Consider the following 18,628-nt stretch of genomic DNA (forward strand, 5'->3'; position numbering starts at 1 on the left):
GTTATTCCTTGGCGCCGGCGCACATGACTTCGGCACTGGCCACGACTTCGCCGTTGACCTTGGCCTCGCCGTAATAGCACCCCATGTTGCGGATCAGACGCTTCATCTGCACTTCCAGCATCAGCACGTCGCCCGGCACCACCTGCTTGTTGAAGCGGGCATTGTCGACCTTGACCATGTAGAAGAGCTTGGACAGCGCGTCGCGTCCCAGGCCGAGCTGGGTCATCACGCCACCGGCCTGCGCCAATGCCTCGATGATCAGCACGCCGGGCATCACCGGGCGAGTGGGGAAATGGCCCTGAAAAAATGGCTCGTTGATGCTGACGTTCTTCTGCCCGACGATGCGCTTGGCATCCAGGTCGAGCTCGATGACCCTGTCGATCAGCAGGAACGGATAGCGGTGCGGGATCAGCGTCTGGATCTGGTTGACGTCGATCGGCAGCTCGTAAGTGGGGTGACTCATTCTTTCTCCTTGCCCACAGCCAGGATGCGCCTTGCCAGCACATCGAGTTGTTTGAAGCGCGCGGCATTCTTGCGCCACGTGCGATTGTCGGTGAGAGGGGTGCCGGACGAATACTCGCCCGGCTCATGGATGGAATTGCGTACCACCGACTTGCCGGTGATCACCACCTTGTCGCAGATCTCCAGATGCCCGACCACGCCGACATGCCCGCCGAGCAGGCAGTAACGGCCGATCTTGGCGCTGCCGGCAATCCCGGTGCAGCCGGCGATGGCGCTATGTGCGCCGATGTGGCAGTTGTGCGCGATCTGCACCAGGTTATCCACGCGCACGTCCTCTTCCAGCACGGTGTCTTCCAGTGCGCCGCGGTCGATGCAGGTGTTGGCGCCGATCTCGCAGTCGTCGCCGATCACCACGCCGCCCAGTTGCGGGACCTTGATCCAGTGGCCGGCATCCATCGCCAGGCCGAAGCCGTCGGCACCGATCACCGCACCGGGATGGATACGCACGCGCTTGCCCAGGCGCACCCGGGTGACCAGGGTGACGCGGGCGATCAGCTCGCTGCCGTCCTCGACCACGCAGTCTTCGCCGATGATGCTGCCGGTGCCGATCACGCAGCCATCGCCCACGCGGCTGCGCGCACCGATGCTGACGAACGGGCCGACGTGGGCGTTCGGCGAAACCTGTGCGCTGGGATCGATCACCGCGGAAGGGTGGATCCCCGGTTCGCGCACCGGCGCCACGTCGAACAAGGCCGCGATCTTGGCAAAGGCGGTATAGGGATCCTTGGCGACCAGCGCGGTGCCGCGTGCATCCGCCGCATCGTCGGCGCGCAGGACCACCACGGCCGCCTGGCTCTGGCCCAGTTGCGGCCGGTAGCGCGGATTGGACAAAAAGCTCAGTTGCCCGGCGCCGGCATGCGCCAGGGTGGCGACGCCACTGACTTCGACGGCGCCATCGCCAACGACGGTCAACCCAAATTGTTCGGCAATTGCACTGGCGGTCAAGCGCATCGGGGTGAACCTCTTGTAAATGTGGGAGCGCCGCTTTAACGGGGAAAAAACACCATTAAACAGTTCCCAACAAAGCCTGCGTATCTAGGGTCCTGTCGCAATCAAGCGGCGAATCCAGGAGCAAGCATATGAAAACCGTTCTTTCCATCCTTGGTGGTCTGGTCATGATGGGCGCGGTCGCGAGTGCATCGGCCCAGACCTTCGATATCGATCAGGGCAAGGCCACTGGTGAGCAGCAACTGCAGTGTCTCAGCCTGCCTGCCGGCGAAATCGCCAGCTGCCTGTCCAATACCGTTTCCACCTGGTTCGACAGCTGGTTCTGACCGGCCGACGTCCCACCGGCGATACACGGGCGGCCCGCACACGCGGGCCGCCTTTTTTGTTGCCGTTGGCTGTTAGAACTGGCCGCCGAAGGTGAACTGCAGACGTTCGATCTCGTCGTTGTCTTCCTTCTTCAGCGGGAACGCGTAGCTGATCGAGATGGGGCCGACCGGTGCGCGCCACAACAGCGCCACGCCGGTGGACGCACGCAGCTCGTTGGCCTTGAAGTTGTCCACGCCGTCGTAGACGTTACCGAAGTCGAAGAACGCCGATACGCGTGCCGACGGGCTGTCGAACAGCTTGGGGAAATACATTTCCACCGAACCGACGGTCTTGAACGAACCACCCAGCGGCTGGCCGCGCGAATAGTTCACCGTCCGTTCCGAACGCGGACCCAGCGTGTTGTCTTCGAAGCCGCGCACCGAGTTGGTACCGCCAGCGTAGAAGTTCTCGTAGAACGGCAGGCCGGTGGCGGTGACCGTGCGCGTCGACCCGTCCGGATTGGTCAGCACGCGCGAGCTGTCGTTGCCGTAGCTGTCGCCATAACCCAGCTCGAAGCGCGTGTTCAACACGATCGCCGGGATGATCGGCCAGTAGTTGGAGATCTGGTAGTTGAGCTTGTAGTACTCGACCGTGGAGCCGGGCAGGGTGGTCTCCAGGCCGACGCGCTGGTACATGCCGCGGGTCGGCATGAAGAAGTCGTTGCGGGTGTCGCGTGCCCAGCCCAGTTCGGTGCGCCAGGCATGGAAGGTGCGTGTACCGACCGCATCGATGTAGTCGATGATCGCCTGTGGGGTCTGGCCCTGGAACGTATTGATCTGGTTGCTGTCGATGCCGACCATCGCCGAGACGGTGTCGTTCTCGGTGATCGGCACGCCGAACACCACCTGTGCCGAGCCATTCTTGCTGTTGTACTGCGCGGTGTTGAAGTCCGAGTAGTCCAGCGAGCGCCAGGACAGGTTGTAGCCCAGCGACACGCCGTCGTCGGTAAAGAACGGGTTGGTGTAGGAGAACGCGTAGCGCTGCTGATAGCTGCTGCGCGAGGCCTCCACCGCCACCCGGTTACCGCCGCCCAGGAAGTTGTTCTGCGACAACTGCACCGAGGTGGTCACACCGAAGCTCTGCGAGTAGCCCAGGCCGAACACGAAACTGCCGGAGGTGGTTTCCTTGACGTTGTAGACCACGTCGACCTGGTCGTTGCTGCCCGGTACCGCTGGCGTTTCCACGTCCACGCTCTCGAAGTAGCCCAGGCGCTGCAGACGGATCTTGGAACGGTCGATCGCCGCCTGCGAGTACCAGGTGTTTTCGAACTGGCGCATTTCGCGGCGCAACACCTCATCGGAGGTGCGGCTGTTGCCCTTGTACAGGATGCGACGCACGGTCACGCGCGGGCCCGGCACCACCTGCAGGTTCACCGCAACGGTGCGGTCCTCGCGGTTCGGGGTCGGCAGCGGGTTGACCTTGGCGAACGCGTAACCAACGTTGCTCAGCGTGTTGGTGATGGCATCGGAGGTGTACTCCAGCAGCGCACGCGAGAAGATGTCGCCGGCCTTGGGGATGACCAGGCGCTCGATGTCGGCCTGCGGCAGCACGGTGTCGCCGGTGACCTTGATCTCGGAAATCTTGTACTGCTCGCCCTCGGTGACGCCGGCGCTGACGAACATGTCGCGCTTGTCGGGGCTGATCGACACCTGGGTGGAGTCGATGCTGAAGTCCACGTAGCCGCGGTCCAGGTACCAGGAGTTGAGCTTCTCCAGGTCGCCGGACATCTTTTCCTTGGAGTACTGGTCGTCACGGCGGTACCACGAGGCCCAGTTGTGCTCCTTGGATTCCCAGTTCTCCAGGATGTCCTCGTTGGCGAACTTCTCGGTGCCGATCAGGTTGACGTGGCGGATCTTGGCCGCCTTGCCTTCCTTGATCGCGATCGCCACGTCCACGCGGTTACGGTCCAGCGGGCTCACCGTCGGGGTGATCTCGACGTTGTACTTGCCGCGGTTGTTGTACTGGCGGGTCAGTTCCTGGGTCACGCGGTCCAGGCTCAGGCGATCGAAGGTGCCGCCTTCGGTCAGGCCGATGTCGCCCAGGCCCTTGAGCAGTTCCTCGGACTTGATGTCCTTGTTGCCGGTCACGGTGAGCTTGTTGATCGCCGGACGTTCCTTCACGGTGATCACCAGGATGTTGCCCTGGCGATCCAGCTGCACGTCCTCGAAGAAGCCGGTGCGGTACAGCGCACGGATCGAGTCGGCGACCTTGGCATCGTCCACGGTGTCGCCGCGGTTCACCGGCAGATAGGTGAACACGGTGCCGGAGGCGATGCGCTGCAGGCCGTCGACGCGGATGTCGCTGGCAACGAACGGCTCTGCGGCCAGGGCAACGACTGGCAGGCTGAGGCCGGCGGCAAGAGCGAGGGCAAGCAGGCGGCGAGTGGGAAGACGCGTCATGTCACATCCGGTTGGAGTCGATTTCGGGTGTTGCTGGATGCCGACGTATGACGACGACAACAGGCGGAAAGAGTGGAGCAGCTTCATCGTGGAACCAGGCCGAGGATGTCGTTGTAGAACGCCAGTCCCATCAGCCCGGCCAGGACCGCCAGGCCGACATATTGCCCGGCAATCATGGCCCGTTCGCTGATCGGGCTGCCCTTGACCAACTCGATAAGGTAATACAGCAGATGCCCACCGTCCAAGATCGGGATCGGCATCAGGTTGATGATCGCCAGGCTGAGCGACAGCAATCCGAGGAAATACAGGAACCAGTCGAGCCCGCGTTCGGCCGAGGCGTTGGCTGCGCGCGCAATCGTGACCGGCCCGGAGATGTTCTTGACCGAGGCCTGGCCGGTCAGCATGCGCTTCATCATGCCCAGCGAATCGGCGGTCATCCGGCCGGTTTCACGGATCGCCGCCGGCACCGCGGCGAACACGCCGTACTGCTGGCGGCTGTCGTAGGCCGGTGCCTGCGCTGCCGCAAATCCCACGCCCAGCAGCCACTGGCCCTGCAGCGACCGGCGCGGGGCGATTTCCAGCGCCAGCCGGTCTTCGCCGCGCGCGACCTCGATCATGCCGGTACCGCCCTGCGCGCCCAGTGCCTGCAGCTGGGCGGGAATCTCGTCGGCCGAGCGGATCGGCTGGCCGTCGATGGCCACGATGCGGTCGCCCGGCTGCAGCAGCCCCTGCGCCGCGGAGCCGGCGACCACCTGGCCCACCACCGGCGGCTGCAGCATGAACTGCCAGCCGATGCCGGCCAGCGAGGCCACGCGGCGCTCGTCAAAGCCAGCCGGCAGCTGCGACAGCCGCAGCGTGTGCTCGCGGTTGCCGGCGCCGTCGGTGGCGGTCAGCACGCGGATATCGCGCTTGTCCATCGCCGCGGTGGTGAGCTGCATGCTGGCATCGCTCCAGCTGCTGACATCGCGCCCATCGATGCGCACGATGCGCTCGCCCGGGGTCAGGCCGGCTTCGGCGGCCAGGCCATCGGCACGGCCGACGGTGGCCGAGTAATCCTGTTTGCCGACCACGAACATCGCCCACAACATCGCCATGCACAGCAGCAGGTTGGCGATCGGGCCGGCCGCCACGATGGCGATGCGCTGCCACACCGTCTTGCGGTTGAAGGCCTGGTCCTGTTCGGCCGGATGCACGTCGCCTTCGCGCTCGTCGAGCATCCTGACGTAGCCGCCCAGCGGGATGGCCGCCACCACGAACTCGGTGCCGTGACGGTCGCGCCGCATCCACAACGGTTTGCCGAAGCCCACCGAAAAGCGCAGCACCTTGACGCCGCAGCGGCGCGCGACCCAGAAGTGGCCGAATTCGTGGAAGGTCACCAACACGCCCAGGCTGACGATCATCCACCAGACCGAACCGATGAAATCACCCATGGATGCAACTCGTCTGCGTAAATCGATCAGGCATGAAGGCTGTGATGGGCGAGGGCGCGTTCGGTGATCTGCCGCGCTTGCGCATCGGCAGAAAGCAGGGTATCGAGGGAGTCGGCATTGTGCCGTGGGAGCGTTGTCAGTGTGTGTTCGACCAACGCGGGAATCGCTAGGAAACCCACCTGGCCCTGAAGAAACGCTGAAACAGCCACTTCATTGGCTGCGTTCAGGATCGCCGGCGCGGTTCCGCCGGCCTCCAGCGCCTCCCAGGCCAGGCGCAGGCACGGGAATGCGGCGGTGTCCGGCGCCTCGAAATCCAGCCGCCCCTGGGTCAGCAGGTCCAGCCCGGCAACCCCGGACTCGACCCGCTCCGGCCACGCCAGGCCGACCGCCAGCGTGGTGCGCATGTCCGGCAGCCCGAGCTGGGCAAGGGTGGAGCCGTCGACGAATTCCACCAGCGAGTGCACCAGGCTCTGCGGGTGCACCAGTACATCGATCTGCGCACCGGGCAGGCCGAACAGGTGATGGGCTTCGATCACTTCCAGGCCCTTGTTCATCAGCGTCGCCGAATCCACCGAGATCTTTGGCCCCATCGACCATTTGGGGTGGGCGACCGCCTGCGCGGGCGTGACGGCGCCCAGCGCGGCGCGGTCCCAGCCGCGGAACGGCCCGCCGGACGCGGTCAGGATCACCCGGCGCACACCGCGACTGGCGTCGCAGGAACGCAGACACTGGAAGATCGCGCTATGTTCGCTGTCGATCGGGATGATCTCGGCGCCGGCCGCCGCTGCGGTGCGGGTCAGCAGCTCGCCAGCCAGCACCAGCGATTCCTTGTTGGCCAGCAGCAGGCGCTTGCCGGCGCGGGCCGCGGCCAGCGTGGAGGGCAGGCCGGCCGCTCCCACGATCGCCGCGACCACGGTGTCGCAGGCATCGCTGGCGGCCAGCGCATCCAGGGCGTCGGAGCCGGCGTGCGCCTGGGTGGCCAATCCGGCCGCGCGCAGACCGTCGCGCAGTGCCGGATACAGGGATGGGTCGGCGATCACCGCATGCGCAGGGCGATGGGTGACGCAGAGCGCCAGCAGCTCGTCGACCTTGCTGCCGGCCGACAGCACGCTGGCGCGTAGCCGCTGCGGATGACGGGCGATCACATCCAGTGCCGACGCACCGATCGAGCCGGTGGCGCCGAACACGGCGACCTGACGGAGAGGGGAGCCAGCCATGCCTAGAATCCGAGAATTTCCTTGCCGAGTGCGAACACCGGCAGGGCGGCGAGCACGCCGTCGATACGATCCAGCACGCCGCCATGGCCCGGAATCACCGCACCCGAGTCCTTGGCGCCGGCATGGCGCTTGAGCAGGCTCTCGAACAGATCGCCCAGCACCGAGGCCAGCACCGCCACCGCCGAGACCAGCACCAGCTGCGGCACATGCGCCAGGGTCAGCCCGGCCAGCCAGCCGAATGCGCAGGCGACCACGATGCCGGCGACCATGCCGCCGAGCAGGCCTTCGATGGTCTTGTTGGGGCTGACCCGCGGCGCCAGCTTGTGCTTGCCGAACGCGCGGCCGGCGAAATAGGCGCCCGAATCGGCCGCCCACACCATGGTCAGCGCGGTCAGCAGCCACAGGTTGCCCTTGTCCGGGTTGGCATGCAGCAGCACCAGCGCGGCCCAGGCCGGCAGTACCGCCAGGGTGCCGGCGGCGAGCTTGAGCGCGCGCGCCTGACCGTTGCCGTGATCGGCACCGAAGGTGAAAAAGCGCAGCCACAACAACGCCAGCAGCCACCAGACCACCCCCACCAGGGCGGCGATCTGGAACAGCACCATGGAGCCGGCCGAGGCCCACACCATCAGCACCATCAGCAGCAGATTGAGCATCAGCAGTACGGTGCGCGGCAGGCTGTCGTCGATGCCGGAGAGCTTGAGCCACTCCCACAGGCCGGTCAGGAACAGGATCGCCGCCAGCGCCGCCAGCCATTGCGTGGGTAGCAGCACGATCGCGCAGATGGCGAGCGGCGCCATGATCAGCGCGGCAATCACGCGGGTCTTGGTCATGCGGAGGAACTCTCCGTCGCCTTGTCGGCGATCTGGGCGCTGGTCAGGCCGAAGCGACGTTCGCGCCCGGCATAGTCATCCAGTGCCTGCTGCAGCACGCCGGCATCGAACTCCGGCCACAGGGTTTCGGTGAACCACAGTTCGGTATAAGCCAGCTGCCACAGCAGGAAATTGCTGATGCGGGTGTCGCCGCCGGTGCGGATGAACAGGTCCGGCGCCGGCAGATCGGCCAGCGCGACGCGGCTGGCCAGCAGCGCTTCGTCGATCTGCTGCGGCTGCAGGCGGCCGGCGGCCACTTCTTCGGCCAATGCCCGCGCGGCCAGCGCAATGTCCTGGCGGCCGCCATAGCTGGCGGCGATGCTCAGCACCAGCCGCGCATTGGCGGCGGTCATGCGTTCGGCGGTGGCCATGCGTTCGCGCAGCGGCGCCGCGAAACGGCTGCGATCGCCGATGAAGCGCACCTGCACGCCGCGCCGCTGCAGTTCGTCGACCTCGCGATCGAGCGCATGCAGGAACAGCTTCATCAGCGCGTCGACTTCCTCCTGCGGGCGGCCCCAGTTTTCACTGGAGAACGCGAACAGGGTGAGCGCCGAGACGCCTTTTTCTAGGCAGAAATCGATGGTGCGATTGACCGCGCGCGCGCCGGCGCGATGACCGATCATGCGCGGACGTCGCCGACGCTGCGCCCAACGCCCGTTGCCATCCATGATGATGGCAATGTGGCGCGGCACGGCGGCAGCGGAAGGTGCTGGATGCATGGCAGGCGATGCCACGATCAGACCGTCATCAGTTCCTGTTCCTTGGCCTTGACGACCTCATCCACATCCTTGATGGCCTTGTCGGTGAGCTTCTGGATGTCGTCTTCGGCGCTGCGCGCCTCGTCTTCGGTGACCGCCTTGTCCTTGAGCAGATCCTTGACCTGCTGGTTGGCATCGCGACGGATGTTGCGGATGGCCACCTTGCTGTCTTCGCCCTCGCCATGCACGGCCTTGCTGAGCTCCTTGCGGCGCTCCTCGGTCAGCGGCGGCAGGTTCAGACGGATCACGGTGCCGACCACGGTCGGGGTCAGGCCCAGATCCGAGGCGTAGATCGCCTTTTCCACGTCCTTGATCATGCCCTTGTCGAACAGGCTGATGACCAGCGAGCGGCCTTCGGAGACGCTGATGCTGGCGACCTGGTTGAGGGGGGTGTCGGTGCCGTAGGCCTTGACCTTGATGCCGTCCAGCAGCGCCGGAGAGGCGCGGCCGGTGCGTACGGTGGTCAAGGAATGGCGCAGAGCATCGATGCTCTTGGTCATGCGCGTCTGCGCGTCTTGTTTGATCTGGTTGAGCATCGCCGGAATCCGTGTGGAGCTGAATCCGGAGATTATAGCCGGGACTGGGGTTTCACGACTCGCGGGTCGTCAGGACCCGCGCAGCCGGTTCACTTGCCGGCGCCGCTTCCGCTGGAGCCGCTCCACCGGCAAGCATCAACGCAGGCGTCAGCACTGCGCTTTCACGAATCCCCAGTCCCGATTCCCGGCCTCAACTCCGACCCTGCACCAACGTGCCGATCTGCTCGCCATGCAGGATGCGCAGCAGCACCCCGGGCTCGCTCATGCCGAAGATGCGCAGCGGCAGGTCGCTGTCGCGCGCCAGCGCGAAGGCGGCGGTGTCCATCACTTCCAGGCCCTGCAGGATGACCTGGTCGTAGGTCAGGCTGTCGTAACGCACCGCATCGGGGTGCTTCTTCGGGTCCTTGTCGTACACGCCGTCGACCTTGGTTGCCTTGAGCAGCAGGTCGGCACCGATCTCGATCGCGCGCAGCGCCGCGCCCGAGTCGGTGGTGAAGAACGGGTTGCCGGTGCCGGCGGCGAAGATCGCGATGCGGCCCTTTTCCAGATGGCGGATCGCGCGGCGGCGGATGAAGTCTTCGCAGACATCGTTGATCTTGATCGCGCTCATCACGCGCACCTTGGCGCCGAGCTTTTCCAGCGCGTCCTGCATCGCCAGCGCGTTGATCACGGTGGCCAGCATGCCCATGTGGTCGCCGGTGACGCGGTCCATGCCGCTGGCGGCCAGGCCGGCGCCGCGGAAGATGTTGCCGCCGCCGATCACCAGCGCGACCTGCGCACCGGCCTGCTGGGCTTCGATCACTTCATGGGCGAGGCGGTTGATGACCTTGGGATCGATGCCGTAATCCCCGTCTCCCATCAGCGCCTCCCCGGAAAGTTTGAGAAGAATGCGGCGATAGGGAAGTTCAGACATGGGGGAGACCTCGGTGTGGGGGATCGGCAAACGCCGGCAAGTCTAGCGGAAGCCTGTCACCGGGCGTGGTAAAAATTCGGTAGTTGGCGATGCCGTGACGCGTTGCTCAGTGCGCGCGCGGGGGCTGCGGCGTCGGCATGTCGGTCGCATCGTAGGCGGTGACGCGGTTGCGGCCGCGATGTTTGGAGCGATACAGCGTGCTGTCGGCGGCCTGCAGCAGATGCTCGATGCTCTCGAACTGCCGGTCGCCACCGCCGTGGGTGGCCAGTCCCGCCGAGAAGGTGATGTGCAACGGGCCGCCCTGCAGTTGCGCCATCGGCGTGCGTGCGGTCTCGGCCAGGATGCGCTCGACCACCGCCAACGCCGCTTCGGCCGCGGTATTAGGCAATAGCACCAGGAATTCCTCGCCGCCATAGCGGGCCACCAGGTCGCTGGTGCGCACCATGCGCTGCAGCGTCTGCGCGAAGTTGCGCAGCACCTCGTCGCCGATCAGATGGCCATGCGCATCGTTGACGCGCTTGAAGTCGTCCAGGTCGATGAAGGCGATCGACAGCGGCCAGTTCTGGCGCGATGCCAGCTCGAACTCGTGCGCAAGCGCGGTGCCGAGCTGGTGGCGATTGAACACGCCGGTCAATGCATCGCGGCTGGCCTGTTCGGCCAGATGGCGCATGCGGTTTTCCGATTCGTCGGCATGCCGGCGCGCTTCGGCGACATCCTGCAACTCGCGCAGGCTGCGCAGCATCGCCAGCTCGCGCGCCTGTTCGAAGATCATCTGGATGTGCTCGGGTTGCGGCACGCGGATGTCGAACAGGGCTTCCAGTTCCGGCAGCGATTCGGCGATGCGTTCGATCACCTTTTCGAAGCGTTCGGCATCCAGTTCCAGCACGTCCTGCGCCTGGCGCTGCGCGTGTTCGGTGGCGGCCGCGGCACTGGCCGACAGCCAGATGTCTGCCAGGCGTCCGGACAGCGCGACGCAGGCCATGAACGGCTCCAGGCTGGCGGGCTCTTCCTCGCTCTGCGCGATGGCGTTCTGCAGGTACGGCGGCAACTGCCATTGATGCGCGAGCCAGGCGCCGACTTCGGCATGGTTAGCGCCCAGATGCTCGCGTTCGGCATCGAGCAGGGCGGCGTTGTCGGGCGCCTGCTCCAGCAGCGGCGCATACAGTTCGGGCGCGCCCTGCAGCAGGGCGAGCTTGCCGATGTCCTGCAACAGGCCGGCCAGCATGAGTTCTTCGGGTTTGCGGATGCCGTAGGCCTGGCCGAGGATGCGGCTGGCCAGCGCACACAGGCCGGCGCGGCGCCAGATGCGCTCATGCAGCGGATGCGCGGTGAAGGTGCTGCGCACGCCGTGCACCATCGAAAACCCCAGCGCCAGGCTCAGGGTGGCGTTGAGGCCGAGCATGGTCAGCGCCTGGCCGAGGTTGTCGATGCGGCGGCGGCTGGCGTACAGCGGCGAATTGGCCACCCGCAGCATGCGCGCGCTCAGGGCCATGTCCATACCGATGACGTTGGCCGTGGTGGTCATGTCCACATCGGGGTCCTGCGCCAGCTCGATGACGCGCAACGCAACGCCTGGGGGCGAGGGCAGGTTGCGGCAGTAGTGCAGGGCGGCCTGTAGATCTGGTTGCATGGGTCATCGCCGACGGTGGGCGCAAGCATACCGCTGCGCTCGTTAATGGGGCACGCCAAGCTCTGCCGTCGCCGCGCTGCAGCGCGTGCGTGATGGACGCGGAAAGCCTGGTCGGCATCCAGTTGTAGCGGCAACCGCAACGACATCTGTAGAGTTGAGGCCGGTTGCGTGCCCGGCGGATGCATTCGCTTCAGCTTCGTGCGTCGATGGACCTGCGCGACAGCGGCGGGCCAAAAAAAAGCCGCGGCAAGCCGCGGCTTTTTCTACGCAGTGGCGAGAATCAGGCCAGACCGGCCTGCTTCATCACTTCGGCGGCGTAGTCTTCCACCACCTTCTCGATGCCTTCGCCAACGGCCAGGCGCTGGAAGCCGACCACCTCGGCACCGGCAGCCTTGACGGCCTGCTCGACGGTCTGGTCGGTGTTCAGCACGTACGGCTGGCCGTACAGGGTCACTTCGTTGACGATCTTGCTGATCTTGCCGCTGATGATCTTTTCCAGGATCTCGGCCGGCTTGGCCTTGTCCTTCTCGGACATCTTGGCCAGTTCGATTTCCTTTTCCTTGGCGACGAACTCGGCCGGAACATCGGAGGCCTTGACGTGCGGCGGGTTCATCGCGGCGATGTGCATGGCGATGCCGCGTGCCAGCTCGATGTCGCCACCCTTCAGCTCGACCAGCACGCCGATGCGGCCGCCGTGCACGTAGGCTGCAACGTTGTTGGCGCTGTCGATGCGGACCAAGCGACGCACCTGCAGGTTCTCGCCGACCTTGGCGATGACCGCGGCGCGACGCTCCTCGATGGTCTCGCCGCTGTCGAGCTTGACGCTCTTGAGCGCTTCGGCATCGGCTGCATCCGAGTTCAGCGCGGCGGTGGCCACGGTCTCGGTGAAGGCCAGGAAGTTCTCGTCCTTGGCGACGAAGTCGGTCTCGGAGTTGACTTCGACCAGCACGGCCTTGCCGCCGGCCTGCGCGGTGGCGATGCGGCCTTCGGCAGCAACGCGGTCAGCCTTCTTGTCGGCCTTGGCCAGACCCGACTTGCGCAGCCATTCGGCAGCGGCGTCGATGTCGCCTGCGTTTTCGACGAGTGCCTTCTTGCACTCCATCATGCCGGCGCCGGTGCGCTCGCGCAGTTCCTTGACCAGGGAAGCAGTGATTTCCATGGAATTACCTCATATGGACGAATGCGTGCGGCGGAGTGTTCCGCCAGTAGGAGACGGCGCAGCCAGGCCGGCCGCCCCCGTAGAAATGTTCAGTGGCCTCGGCGACGGGCCGCGCTGGACCCGTCGGGGCTGCGGCCGCACAGCATGGTGCGGCCGCATTGCAGGCCGATTACTCGGCAGCCGGAGCGGCAGCGTCGGCCGGTGCGTCAGCCTTCTTGTCGCCCTTCTTGGCCGGAGCGCGACGGCCCTTGCCTTCGTCGGCGGATTCGGCCGAGAACTCTTCTTCGCGGACCGAAGCGGAGTTCGGCGCAGCAGCCTTGCCTTCCAGTACGGCGTCAGCGGCGGCACGTGCATACAGCTGCACGGCACGGATGGCGTCGTCGTTGCCCGGGATGGCGTAGTCGACCAGGGCCGGGTCGTAGTTGGTGTCGACCACCGCGATCACCGGGATGCCGAGCTTCTTGGCTTCCTTGATGGCGATGTCTTCATGGCCGATGTCGATCACGAAGATCGCGTCGGGCAGACGGTTCATTTCCTTGATACCGCCCAGCGAGGCGTCCAGCTTCTCGCGCTCGCGACGCAGGCCCAGCACTTCGTGCTTGACCAGCTTGTCGAAGGTGCCGTCGGTCTCGGCCGACTCCAGTTCCTTCAGGCGGGCAACCGATTGCTTGACGGTACGGAAGTTGGTCAGCGTGCCGCCCAGCCAGCGCTGGGTCATGAACGGCATGCCGCAACGCTCGGCTTCTTCCTTGATGGACTCGCGCGCGCTGCGCTTGGTGCCCAGGAACAGCACGGTGCCGCGCTTCTGCGCGATCGAGGAGAGGAAGTTCATCGCGTCATTGAAGAGCGGAACGGTCTTCTCGAGGTTGATGATGTGGATCTTGCCGCGCGCGCCGAAGATGTACGGCGCCATCTTGGGGTTCCAGTAGCGGGTCTGGTGACCGAAATGGACGCCGGCTTCCAGCATCTGACGCATGGTGACTTGGGGCATTGAAGTAACTCCTGGTAGCGGAATCTACGTGCGCGGACTGGACTTTGAAGAGTCCGCACATGGATGTGCGGGCCCTTGCGAAAGGATGCGCACAAACGATTCCGGGGTTGGGCTTCCCTGTCGCCTCCGTGACGAACCCCTCGCGGGGCACCCCGGCACGGATGGTGGCAGCAGGTGTGAATTCGTCGATGACGTCCGACGTGAACGACGCAATGCGCAAGAGACGCAAAACAGCCGGCGGAGTATAGCCGGCAGAGCGGGCGCGCGCAATTGGCGAATCGGGAATCGGGAATCGGGAATCGGGAATCGGGAATCGGGAATCGGGAAAGCTTAGCTCCGTGAGCGTCCACAAGCCCACGAAGGATCAGCTACCGCGATGCGCTGTACCGACTCCCCATTCCCGATTCCCTACTCACGGCTCCAACGCTAACGTCGTCTCGATATCGCTATTGATGCGTGCCACGAAGCGGCCACTGCCGGCGGGCAGGTTGGCTGGCAGTGGCCATTGGCGGGTCTGGCCGGGAAGCACGTAGCCGGCCAGATCATCGCGGATGCTGCGGCGGGTGCCGCCGGCATCGATGTAGGCCAGGTCGGCCAGCCTGGCATGACTGAGCCCGGCATTGTGGACCTTCAGTGCGCGGCCGCTGCCCTGGCCCGACAGGCTTGCCTGCAGCGCTGGGTGCGGGTCGCCGGGCTGGCTGGGCAGGGCGAACACCGGGGTGGAATAGCGCAGCAATTCGGTGTCGTTACCGGCAGCATGCTGGGTCACCACCAACCGGTAGCTGTCTTCGGTCTGCACCGGGCTGGGGCCCAGGCGGATCACCCGCAGCAGTTGCCGGCCTTGCGGAGCAATTTCGAAATGCGCCGGGCTGACGGTGGCGGCGGTGGCCGGTTCGAGCAGCTCGCGGTCGCCGTCCTGGCGCCAGCGGTAGAGCTTGGCTTCGGCGCGCCAGGGCAGTGCCGCCTGGTTGTAAAGCCAGACGGTGGCCTGGTCGCTGTCGGCGGGAATGCGTGCGGTGGTCGGGGCAATGGCGATCTCGGCGGCAACGGCGCTACCGCCGATGGCCAGGCCGGCCAGCGCCAGCGCCAGCAGGCCGCAACAGGAGCGAGACGCGGCCATGGTCAGAACGCGATCGTGGTGATGGGCGCGCTGCCGGCAGGCGCTGGCCCGGCAAGTGCGCTGGCATCCTGCCCGGTGCTGGTGACGGCGGGGGCATCGGTGCTGCTGGCCGGCGGGGCGATCGCCATCGGCGTGCCTCGAGAACAGCTGGCGCGTGGCGGCGCAGTGCGCAGCTCGCAGCCGCTGAGCAGGCGCAGGCCGATGTGCAGGGTGAAGTTTTCCGGGCCGCGAGCGGTGGCTGCGTTGGCCGCGGTAGAGCTCGCGCTGCAGACGAGGGCGACCAGCGTCAGGCGCTTCAACAGAGTGACCAGCGTCATGAAGGCAATCGTTTGCATTGGAGACGTAACAAATAGCGACGCCCCCGATGTGAACTTTATTAACTGTCAGTAAGTGATGGAGACGGTCACCGTGTCGTTATAGGCGCCCGCAATGGGCTGTTGCGGTGCCGGCGCGCGGCCATACACGGTCACCGTCTGCGCGACTCCGTTGCCGGTACCGCTGAGCGTATCCACACCGATGCTGGTGCCCCAGCGGTTGCCGCGGCCGGCGTCCCGGTACAGCTCATAGGCGATGTAGTTGGCACTGCTGGCATGGCGCATGCGCCGGACGCTGCCGGTGGCATTGATGCCATCGCCCAGCCCGATGTTCCAGGCGGTGCGGTTGGTGCACGACAGGCTGATGGTGGAGGTGCGGTCGATGGCGGTATCGATGGTGCCGGCGATGCTGCCGAAATCCAGGTCGGTGGTGACGTAGGTATTGCAGCGTGCCGGCACGTTGGCCGAGGCAGTGAACGGGAACGCGTTGCTGGCGGTCTTGGCGCCGCTGCCGCCGGCCGTGCAACTGCTCGGCGCCGGTGGCACACCGATGACGCTCTCGTTGTAGGAGTAGCGCAGCACCGTGTCGGCACCGCCGAAATTACTGGTGTGGTTGCCGACCGACAGGATCTGGTTGGCCGGAATCCGCCCGTACACGGTGACGCTGGTCGTCTGCGAGCCGCCGGTGACCACCGGAACGCCGTAGGACAACGTCAGCAGGCGCGGCGAGGGCGTCGTCGACCCGGTGGCGCCCCAGACCTGGGTCCGCGTGGCCTCGCTGTAGATCTGGAAGTCCAGGCTGTCGCTGGTGGGGTTGAGCATGCGGCGCGGCGCGTACAGCCCATTGCTGGCGCTGCCCGGCCCGAGGTCCAGGCACAGGCTCACCTGGGCATAGCCGAGCACGCTGAGCGCGGCGGTCGCGCAGGAGACGTTGAGCGTTGCCACCGCATCGGTGGTGCCGTTGGCCGCCACGTTGCCGAACGCCAGCGGGGTGCCGAGGGTAACGCTGCAGGTGGTGTCCGCGCGCGCGTCCTGGCCGGGTGCAAGCCACAACGTGGCCATCGCCAGCGCAACGACCAGGCGCCACAGTGCGGGCAGGCTCATGGGGTTTTCTGCTCGAGGACGCAGGGCAGCGGGCCGACCCGCGGAATGCCGCCGGGGTTGGCCGGGTAGGTGAAGCGCGCGCTGCAACGACCATCCGGCAGCTCCACCAGGATGCGGTTGTCGGTCTGCAGGTTGTCCAGATAGGTCTCGCCGTCGTAGCCCACCACCACGCGTTCGGCATCGCCTTCGCGCTGCACCACGCTGCCGACCGGCAACGGCACGCCCTGGGCGTCATGCAGCACGATCATGGCCGCACGTACCCGGGTGATGCCGAAGCGCACCGCCACCCCGGACTGCTGGCGCGGTGTCACCGCGGTATCGACGCGGTCCACGCGCAGGTCCGCCGGCAGGTTCAGGGTGTCGATGGAAAGCTGGTTGCGCTGCCACGACTGCAGCGGGGTGACCAGCAGCATTCCGCGCGCGTCGGTGACGCCGATCAGGCGATTCTCCAGCCGTACCGGAATGCCGGGCTGGCCGTCGGTGGAGACCACCGCGAAGGCATCCTGGATATCGCGCGCGGCAAAGCCGCGGCCGTTCATCCACACCAGGCTGCCGCTGGCGCTGGCATAGCCGAAGTTGGCGCCATCCTGGTTGGCGACGCCGAGGTTGTAGCGGCCGACGCGGTTCAACCACCCCAGCTCGGCCAAGCCGCCGTTGGCATCGTCGCCGGCACGCCCCTGCAGGCGCCAACCGATCCCGCCCAGGTCGCCGTCGCCGGGCAGCGGCTGGCTCAGATCGGCCACGAATCCGGTGCGGTTGCCGTTGCGCTGCATCGAGGCGCTGGCCTGGCGCAGCTCGCCGAACGTGGTCGACAGCGACAGGTACAGGCTGCGGTCGCTGCGCACATCCAGATTCTGGTTGCCGGATAGATTGGCCGCCCAGTTGCGCCCGAAACTGCGCGACCAGAACAGGCTCGCGTAGCGCGAGGTGTCGCCTTGCGGGTAGCTCAGCCGCACATAGCTGGTGCCCAGCGAGCCGATCGGATTGACGTTGATGCCGAACACCGCGCGGTCGCTGATGCGCGCCGGCAACGCGCCCTGCAGCGCGCCCAGGTCGCGATAGTCGCCGTGGGTGCGCTGGGTGCCGACAGTGAAGTTGAAACGACGGTTGTTCCAGGCATACCCCAGCACGTACTGGCCGCCGCGCAGCGCATCCATCCGGCTATGCGCGTAGGCCGCGTTGACCACGCCGCCTGCGCCGAGCAGCCACACGCCGCCGGCACCGGCGTTGACCACGCCGCCGCCGGCCTCGGTATGCGCTTCGATGGTGAAGTCCTCGCGCAGGCCCTTGCGCAGGGTGGCACTGGCGACCGTGCGCGACTCATAGGAAAACGAGCGCACGCCGTAGTCCTGGCGCAGATGGCCAATGCCGGCCGACCACTCGGAAATGCCGCGCGCCAGCAGTTGCGGCGTGCCATAGAACGCGAAGTCCAACCGGCGCACCTGGCCGAACGCATCGGTCACCACGATCTGCGCCTGCCCGGTGCCGCTGATGCCGGGTTGCGCGGCCAGCTGGAACGGGCCGGCCGGCACCTGGCCGCTGTACTGGCGCAGCCCGTCGACGTAGAGCTCCACCGTCGACGGCACCACCGCCTCGCCCAGGAAGCTTGGCGTGGGAGTGAGCACGCGGTACGGCTGCAAGGCGTAATTGCGGCCGATCTGTATCCCGCCCAGGCGGATCGAGCGGCTCCAGTCGACAAAGCCGCTGTAGAAGTCGCCGACCGTCAGGCTGGTGGCGCTGTCGGGGAAATCCATCTGCCAGGCGCTGTCCAGGCGCACCGCTTCGCTGCGCCAGCGCTGGTCCTGCGGGCGGTCGTAGGCCAGGAACACCGCGGTGGTGTCGACCATGCCGCGGCCGATGCCGAAACCGCGCACTTCGGTCGCCAGCGACACGCTGCTGGCCCCGGCATTGCGCGTGGCATAGAGGTCGTAATTGAGCAGCATGCCCGGCGAGGCAGTGGCGCTGGGCGGTGCGACCTGTTCGGCCTTCAGTACCGTGGTGGAGAGCGACAGCTGCGCCAGCGGCACCTGCAACGCAAGCCGTTGCAGCGCAGCGTCGTAGCGCACCTCCACGTCGGGCAGGCGATCCAGGTCGACCAGCTCGCTGGCGGCGCGGTCGGCCAGGAGGAAGCCCAGCTTGCGCAGCGTGTCGACCGAGCCGCGCAGGTGACCGTCCACCAGTTCGAACGGTGCCAGGCCGCGCTCGGCCTGGTTGAGGCTGACATCCAGGTACAGCGTCTGCGGCAGGGCTGCCACGTTCTGCGGCGCCTGATCGGGCAATGGCGCCATGTCGGCCAGATCGCCGGAGGCGGCATGTGCCAGGCAGGTGGCGGTCGCAAGCAGCGTCATCGCC

The 18,628-nt window shown here is 66.3% G+C and carries 17 protein-coding genes; 1 reads left to right on the plus strand and 16 read right to left on the minus strand.

The features are described from left to right. Position 1: 1 nt before the first annotated feature. Positions 2–463 carry a 3-hydroxyacyl-ACP dehydratase FabZ gene (fabZ, locus tag KHN93_RS07280; RefSeq protein WP_016902400.1) on the minus strand — a complete coding sequence of 154 codons (462 nt, stop codon included), beginning with the start codon at positions 461–463 and terminating at the stop codon, positions 2–4. After that, entirely contained in the window at positions 460–1,473 is a 1,014-nt protein-coding gene (lpxD, locus tag KHN93_RS07285) for a UDP-3-O-(3-hydroxymyristoyl)glucosamine N-acyltransferase (RefSeq protein ID WP_102256152.1), read from the minus strand. Before lpxD ends, fabZ begins: the two co-directional genes overlap by 4 nt. Before the next feature lie 128 nt (positions 1,474–1,601). Between lpxD and KHN93_RS07290 the strand changes: the two genes are divergently transcribed. Next, entirely contained in the window at positions 1,602–1,796 is a 195-nt protein-coding gene (locus KHN93_RS07290; protein ID WP_104561603.1) for a hypothetical protein, read from the plus strand. Positions 1,797–1,868: 72 nt separating this feature from the next. Here KHN93_RS07290 and bamA read toward each other — a convergent pair whose 3' ends face one another. The 14 genes from bamA to KHN93_RS07360 form a co-directional block, all read right to left on the minus strand. Further along, the gene (gene bamA / locus KHN93_RS07295; RefSeq protein ID WP_161961410.1) at positions 1,869–4,235 is read right to left on the minus strand and encodes an outer membrane protein assembly factor BamA; all 2,367 of its coding nucleotides are present in this window, start codon (positions 4,233–4,235) and stop codon (positions 1,869–1,871) included. A gap of 83 nt (positions 4,236–4,318) precedes the next feature. After that, complete coding sequence (gene rseP, locus KHN93_RS07300; RefSeq protein WP_102254501.1) at positions 4,319–5,665, minus strand: RIP metalloprotease RseP; 1,347 nt, start codon at positions 5,663–5,665, stop codon at positions 4,319–4,321. 26 nt (positions 5,666–5,691) lie between these two features. Further along, positions 5,692–6,882 carry a 1-deoxy-D-xylulose-5-phosphate reductoisomerase gene (locus KHN93_RS07305; RefSeq protein ID WP_047128444.1) on the minus strand — a complete coding sequence of 397 codons (1,191 nt, stop codon included), beginning with the start codon at positions 6,880–6,882 and terminating at the stop codon, positions 5,692–5,694. Between the two features lie 2 nt (positions 6,883–6,884). Next, positions 6,885–7,712 (minus strand): phosphatidate cytidylyltransferase, encoded by an 828-nt coding sequence (locus tag KHN93_RS07310; RefSeq protein WP_016902394.1) that lies wholly within the window; start codon positions 7,710–7,712, stop codon positions 6,885–6,887. Further along, positions 7,709–8,470: a polyprenyl diphosphate synthase gene (uppS, locus tag KHN93_RS07315; RefSeq protein WP_026064296.1), complete on the minus strand. Its 762-nt coding sequence runs from the start codon at positions 8,468–8,470 to the stop codon at positions 7,709–7,711. The genes KHN93_RS07310 and uppS overlap by 4 nt, the downstream gene beginning before the upstream one ends. 17 nt (positions 8,471–8,487) lie before the next feature. Beyond that, positions 8,488–9,045 (minus strand): ribosome recycling factor, encoded by a 558-nt coding sequence (gene frr / locus KHN93_RS07320; RefSeq protein ID WP_016902392.1) that lies wholly within the window; start codon positions 9,043–9,045, stop codon positions 8,488–8,490. Between the two features lie 190 nt (positions 9,046–9,235). After that, positions 9,236–9,958: a UMP kinase gene (pyrH, locus tag KHN93_RS07325; RefSeq protein ID WP_039520304.1), complete on the minus strand. Its 723-nt coding sequence runs from the start codon at positions 9,956–9,958 to the stop codon at positions 9,236–9,238. Positions 9,959–10,064: 106 nt separating this feature from the next. Then, on the minus strand, positions 10,065–11,588 hold the full coding sequence (locus KHN93_RS07330; protein WP_065050117.1) for a sensor domain-containing diguanylate cyclase: 1,524 nt from the start codon (positions 11,586–11,588) through the stop codon (positions 10,065–10,067). A 280-nt stretch (positions 11,589–11,868) separates the two neighbouring features. Further along, positions 11,869–12,747: a translation elongation factor Ts gene (gene tsf / locus KHN93_RS07335; protein WP_016902389.1), complete on the minus strand. Its 879-nt coding sequence runs from the start codon at positions 12,745–12,747 to the stop codon at positions 11,869–11,871. A 169-nt stretch (positions 12,748–12,916) separates the two neighbouring features. After that, complete coding sequence (rpsB, locus tag KHN93_RS07340; protein ID WP_026064294.1) at positions 12,917–13,738, minus strand: 30S ribosomal protein S2; 822 nt, start codon at positions 13,736–13,738, stop codon at positions 12,917–12,919. Positions 13,739–14,150: 412 nt separating this feature from the next. Then, positions 14,151–14,858, minus strand: a complete 708-nt coding sequence (locus KHN93_RS07345) for a fimbrial biogenesis chaperone (protein WP_104561607.1) — start codon at positions 14,856–14,858, stop codon at positions 14,151–14,153. A gap of 2 nt (positions 14,859–14,860) precedes the next feature. Beyond that, positions 14,861–15,193, minus strand: a complete 333-nt coding sequence (locus KHN93_RS07350) for a hypothetical protein (RefSeq protein ID WP_104561609.1) — start codon at positions 15,191–15,193, stop codon at positions 14,861–14,863. A gap of 48 nt (positions 15,194–15,241) precedes the next feature. After that, positions 15,242–16,276, minus strand: a complete 1,035-nt coding sequence (locus KHN93_RS07355) for a Csu type fimbrial protein (RefSeq protein ID WP_104561611.1) — start codon at positions 16,274–16,276, stop codon at positions 15,242–15,244. Next, positions 16,273–18,624, minus strand: a complete 2,352-nt coding sequence (locus KHN93_RS07360) for a fimbria/pilus outer membrane usher protein (protein ID WP_104561613.1) — start codon at positions 18,622–18,624, stop codon at positions 16,273–16,275. Before KHN93_RS07360 ends, KHN93_RS07355 begins: the two co-directional genes overlap by 4 nt. Positions 18,625–18,628 lie beyond the last annotated feature (4 nt).

Origin of the sequence: Xanthomonas arboricola pv. juglandis (assembly GCF_905367715.1) — a bacterium.
Lineage (GTDB): Bacteria > Pseudomonadota > Gammaproteobacteria > Xanthomonadales > Xanthomonadaceae > Xanthomonas > Xanthomonas arboricola.

What these genes read in the sequence shown, in the direction of transcription:
- fabZ (WP_016902400.1), bottom strand. Translation starts at nt 463, where the DNA reads ATGAGTCACCCCACTTACGAGCTGCCGATCGACGTCAACCAGATCCAG.
- lpxD (WP_102256152.1), bottom strand. Translation starts at nt 1,473, where the DNA reads ATGCGCTTGACCGCCAGTGCAATTGCCGAACAATTTGGGTTGACCGTC.
- KHN93_RS07290 (WP_104561603.1), top strand. Translation starts at nt 1,602, where the DNA reads ATGAAAACCGTTCTTTCCATCCTTGGTGGTCTGGTCATGATGGGCGCG.
- bamA (WP_161961410.1), bottom strand. Translation starts at nt 4,235, where the DNA reads ATGACGCGTCTTCCCACTCGCCGCCTGCTTGCCCTCGCTCTTGCCGCC.
- rseP (WP_102254501.1), bottom strand. Translation starts at nt 5,665, where the DNA reads ATGGGTGATTTCATCGGTTCGGTCTGGTGGATGATCGTCAGCCTGGGC.
- KHN93_RS07305 (WP_047128444.1), bottom strand. Translation starts at nt 6,882, where the DNA reads ATGGCTGGCTCCCCTCTCCGTCAGGTCGCCGTGTTCGGCGCCACCGGC.
- KHN93_RS07310 (WP_016902394.1), bottom strand. Translation starts at nt 7,712, where the DNA reads ATGACCAAGACCCGCGTGATTGCCGCGCTGATCATGGCGCCGCTCGCC.
- uppS (WP_026064296.1), bottom strand. Translation starts at nt 8,470, where the DNA reads ATGCATCCAGCACCTTCCGCTGCCGCCGTGCCGCGCCACATTGCCATC.
- frr (WP_016902392.1), bottom strand. Translation starts at nt 9,045, where the DNA reads ATGCTCAACCAGATCAAACAAGACGCGCAGACGCGCATGACCAAGAGC.
- pyrH (WP_039520304.1), bottom strand. Translation starts at nt 9,958, where the DNA reads ATGTCTGAACTTCCCTATCGCCGCATTCTTCTCAAACTTTCCGGGGAG.
- KHN93_RS07330 (WP_065050117.1), bottom strand. Translation starts at nt 11,588, where the DNA reads ATGCAACCAGATCTACAGGCCGCCCTGCACTACTGCCGCAACCTGCCC.
- tsf (WP_016902389.1), bottom strand. Translation starts at nt 12,747, where the DNA reads ATGGAAATCACTGCTTCCCTGGTCAAGGAACTGCGCGAGCGCACCGGC.
- rpsB (WP_026064294.1), bottom strand. Translation starts at nt 13,738, where the DNA reads ATGCCCCAAGTCACCATGCGTCAGATGCTGGAAGCCGGCGTCCATTTC.
- KHN93_RS07345 (WP_104561607.1), bottom strand. Translation starts at nt 14,858, where the DNA reads ATGGCCGCGTCTCGCTCCTGTTGCGGCCTGCTGGCGCTGGCGCTGGCC.
- KHN93_RS07350 (WP_104561609.1), bottom strand. Translation starts at nt 15,193, where the DNA reads ATGCAAACGATTGCCTTCATGACGCTGGTCACTCTGTTGAAGCGCCTG.
- KHN93_RS07355 (WP_104561611.1), bottom strand. Translation starts at nt 16,276, where the DNA reads ATGAGCCTGCCCGCACTGTGGCGCCTGGTCGTTGCGCTGGCGATGGCC.
- KHN93_RS07360 (WP_104561613.1), bottom strand. Translation starts at nt 18,624, where the DNA reads ATGACGCTGCTTGCGACCGCCACCTGCCTGGCACATGCCGCCTCCGGC.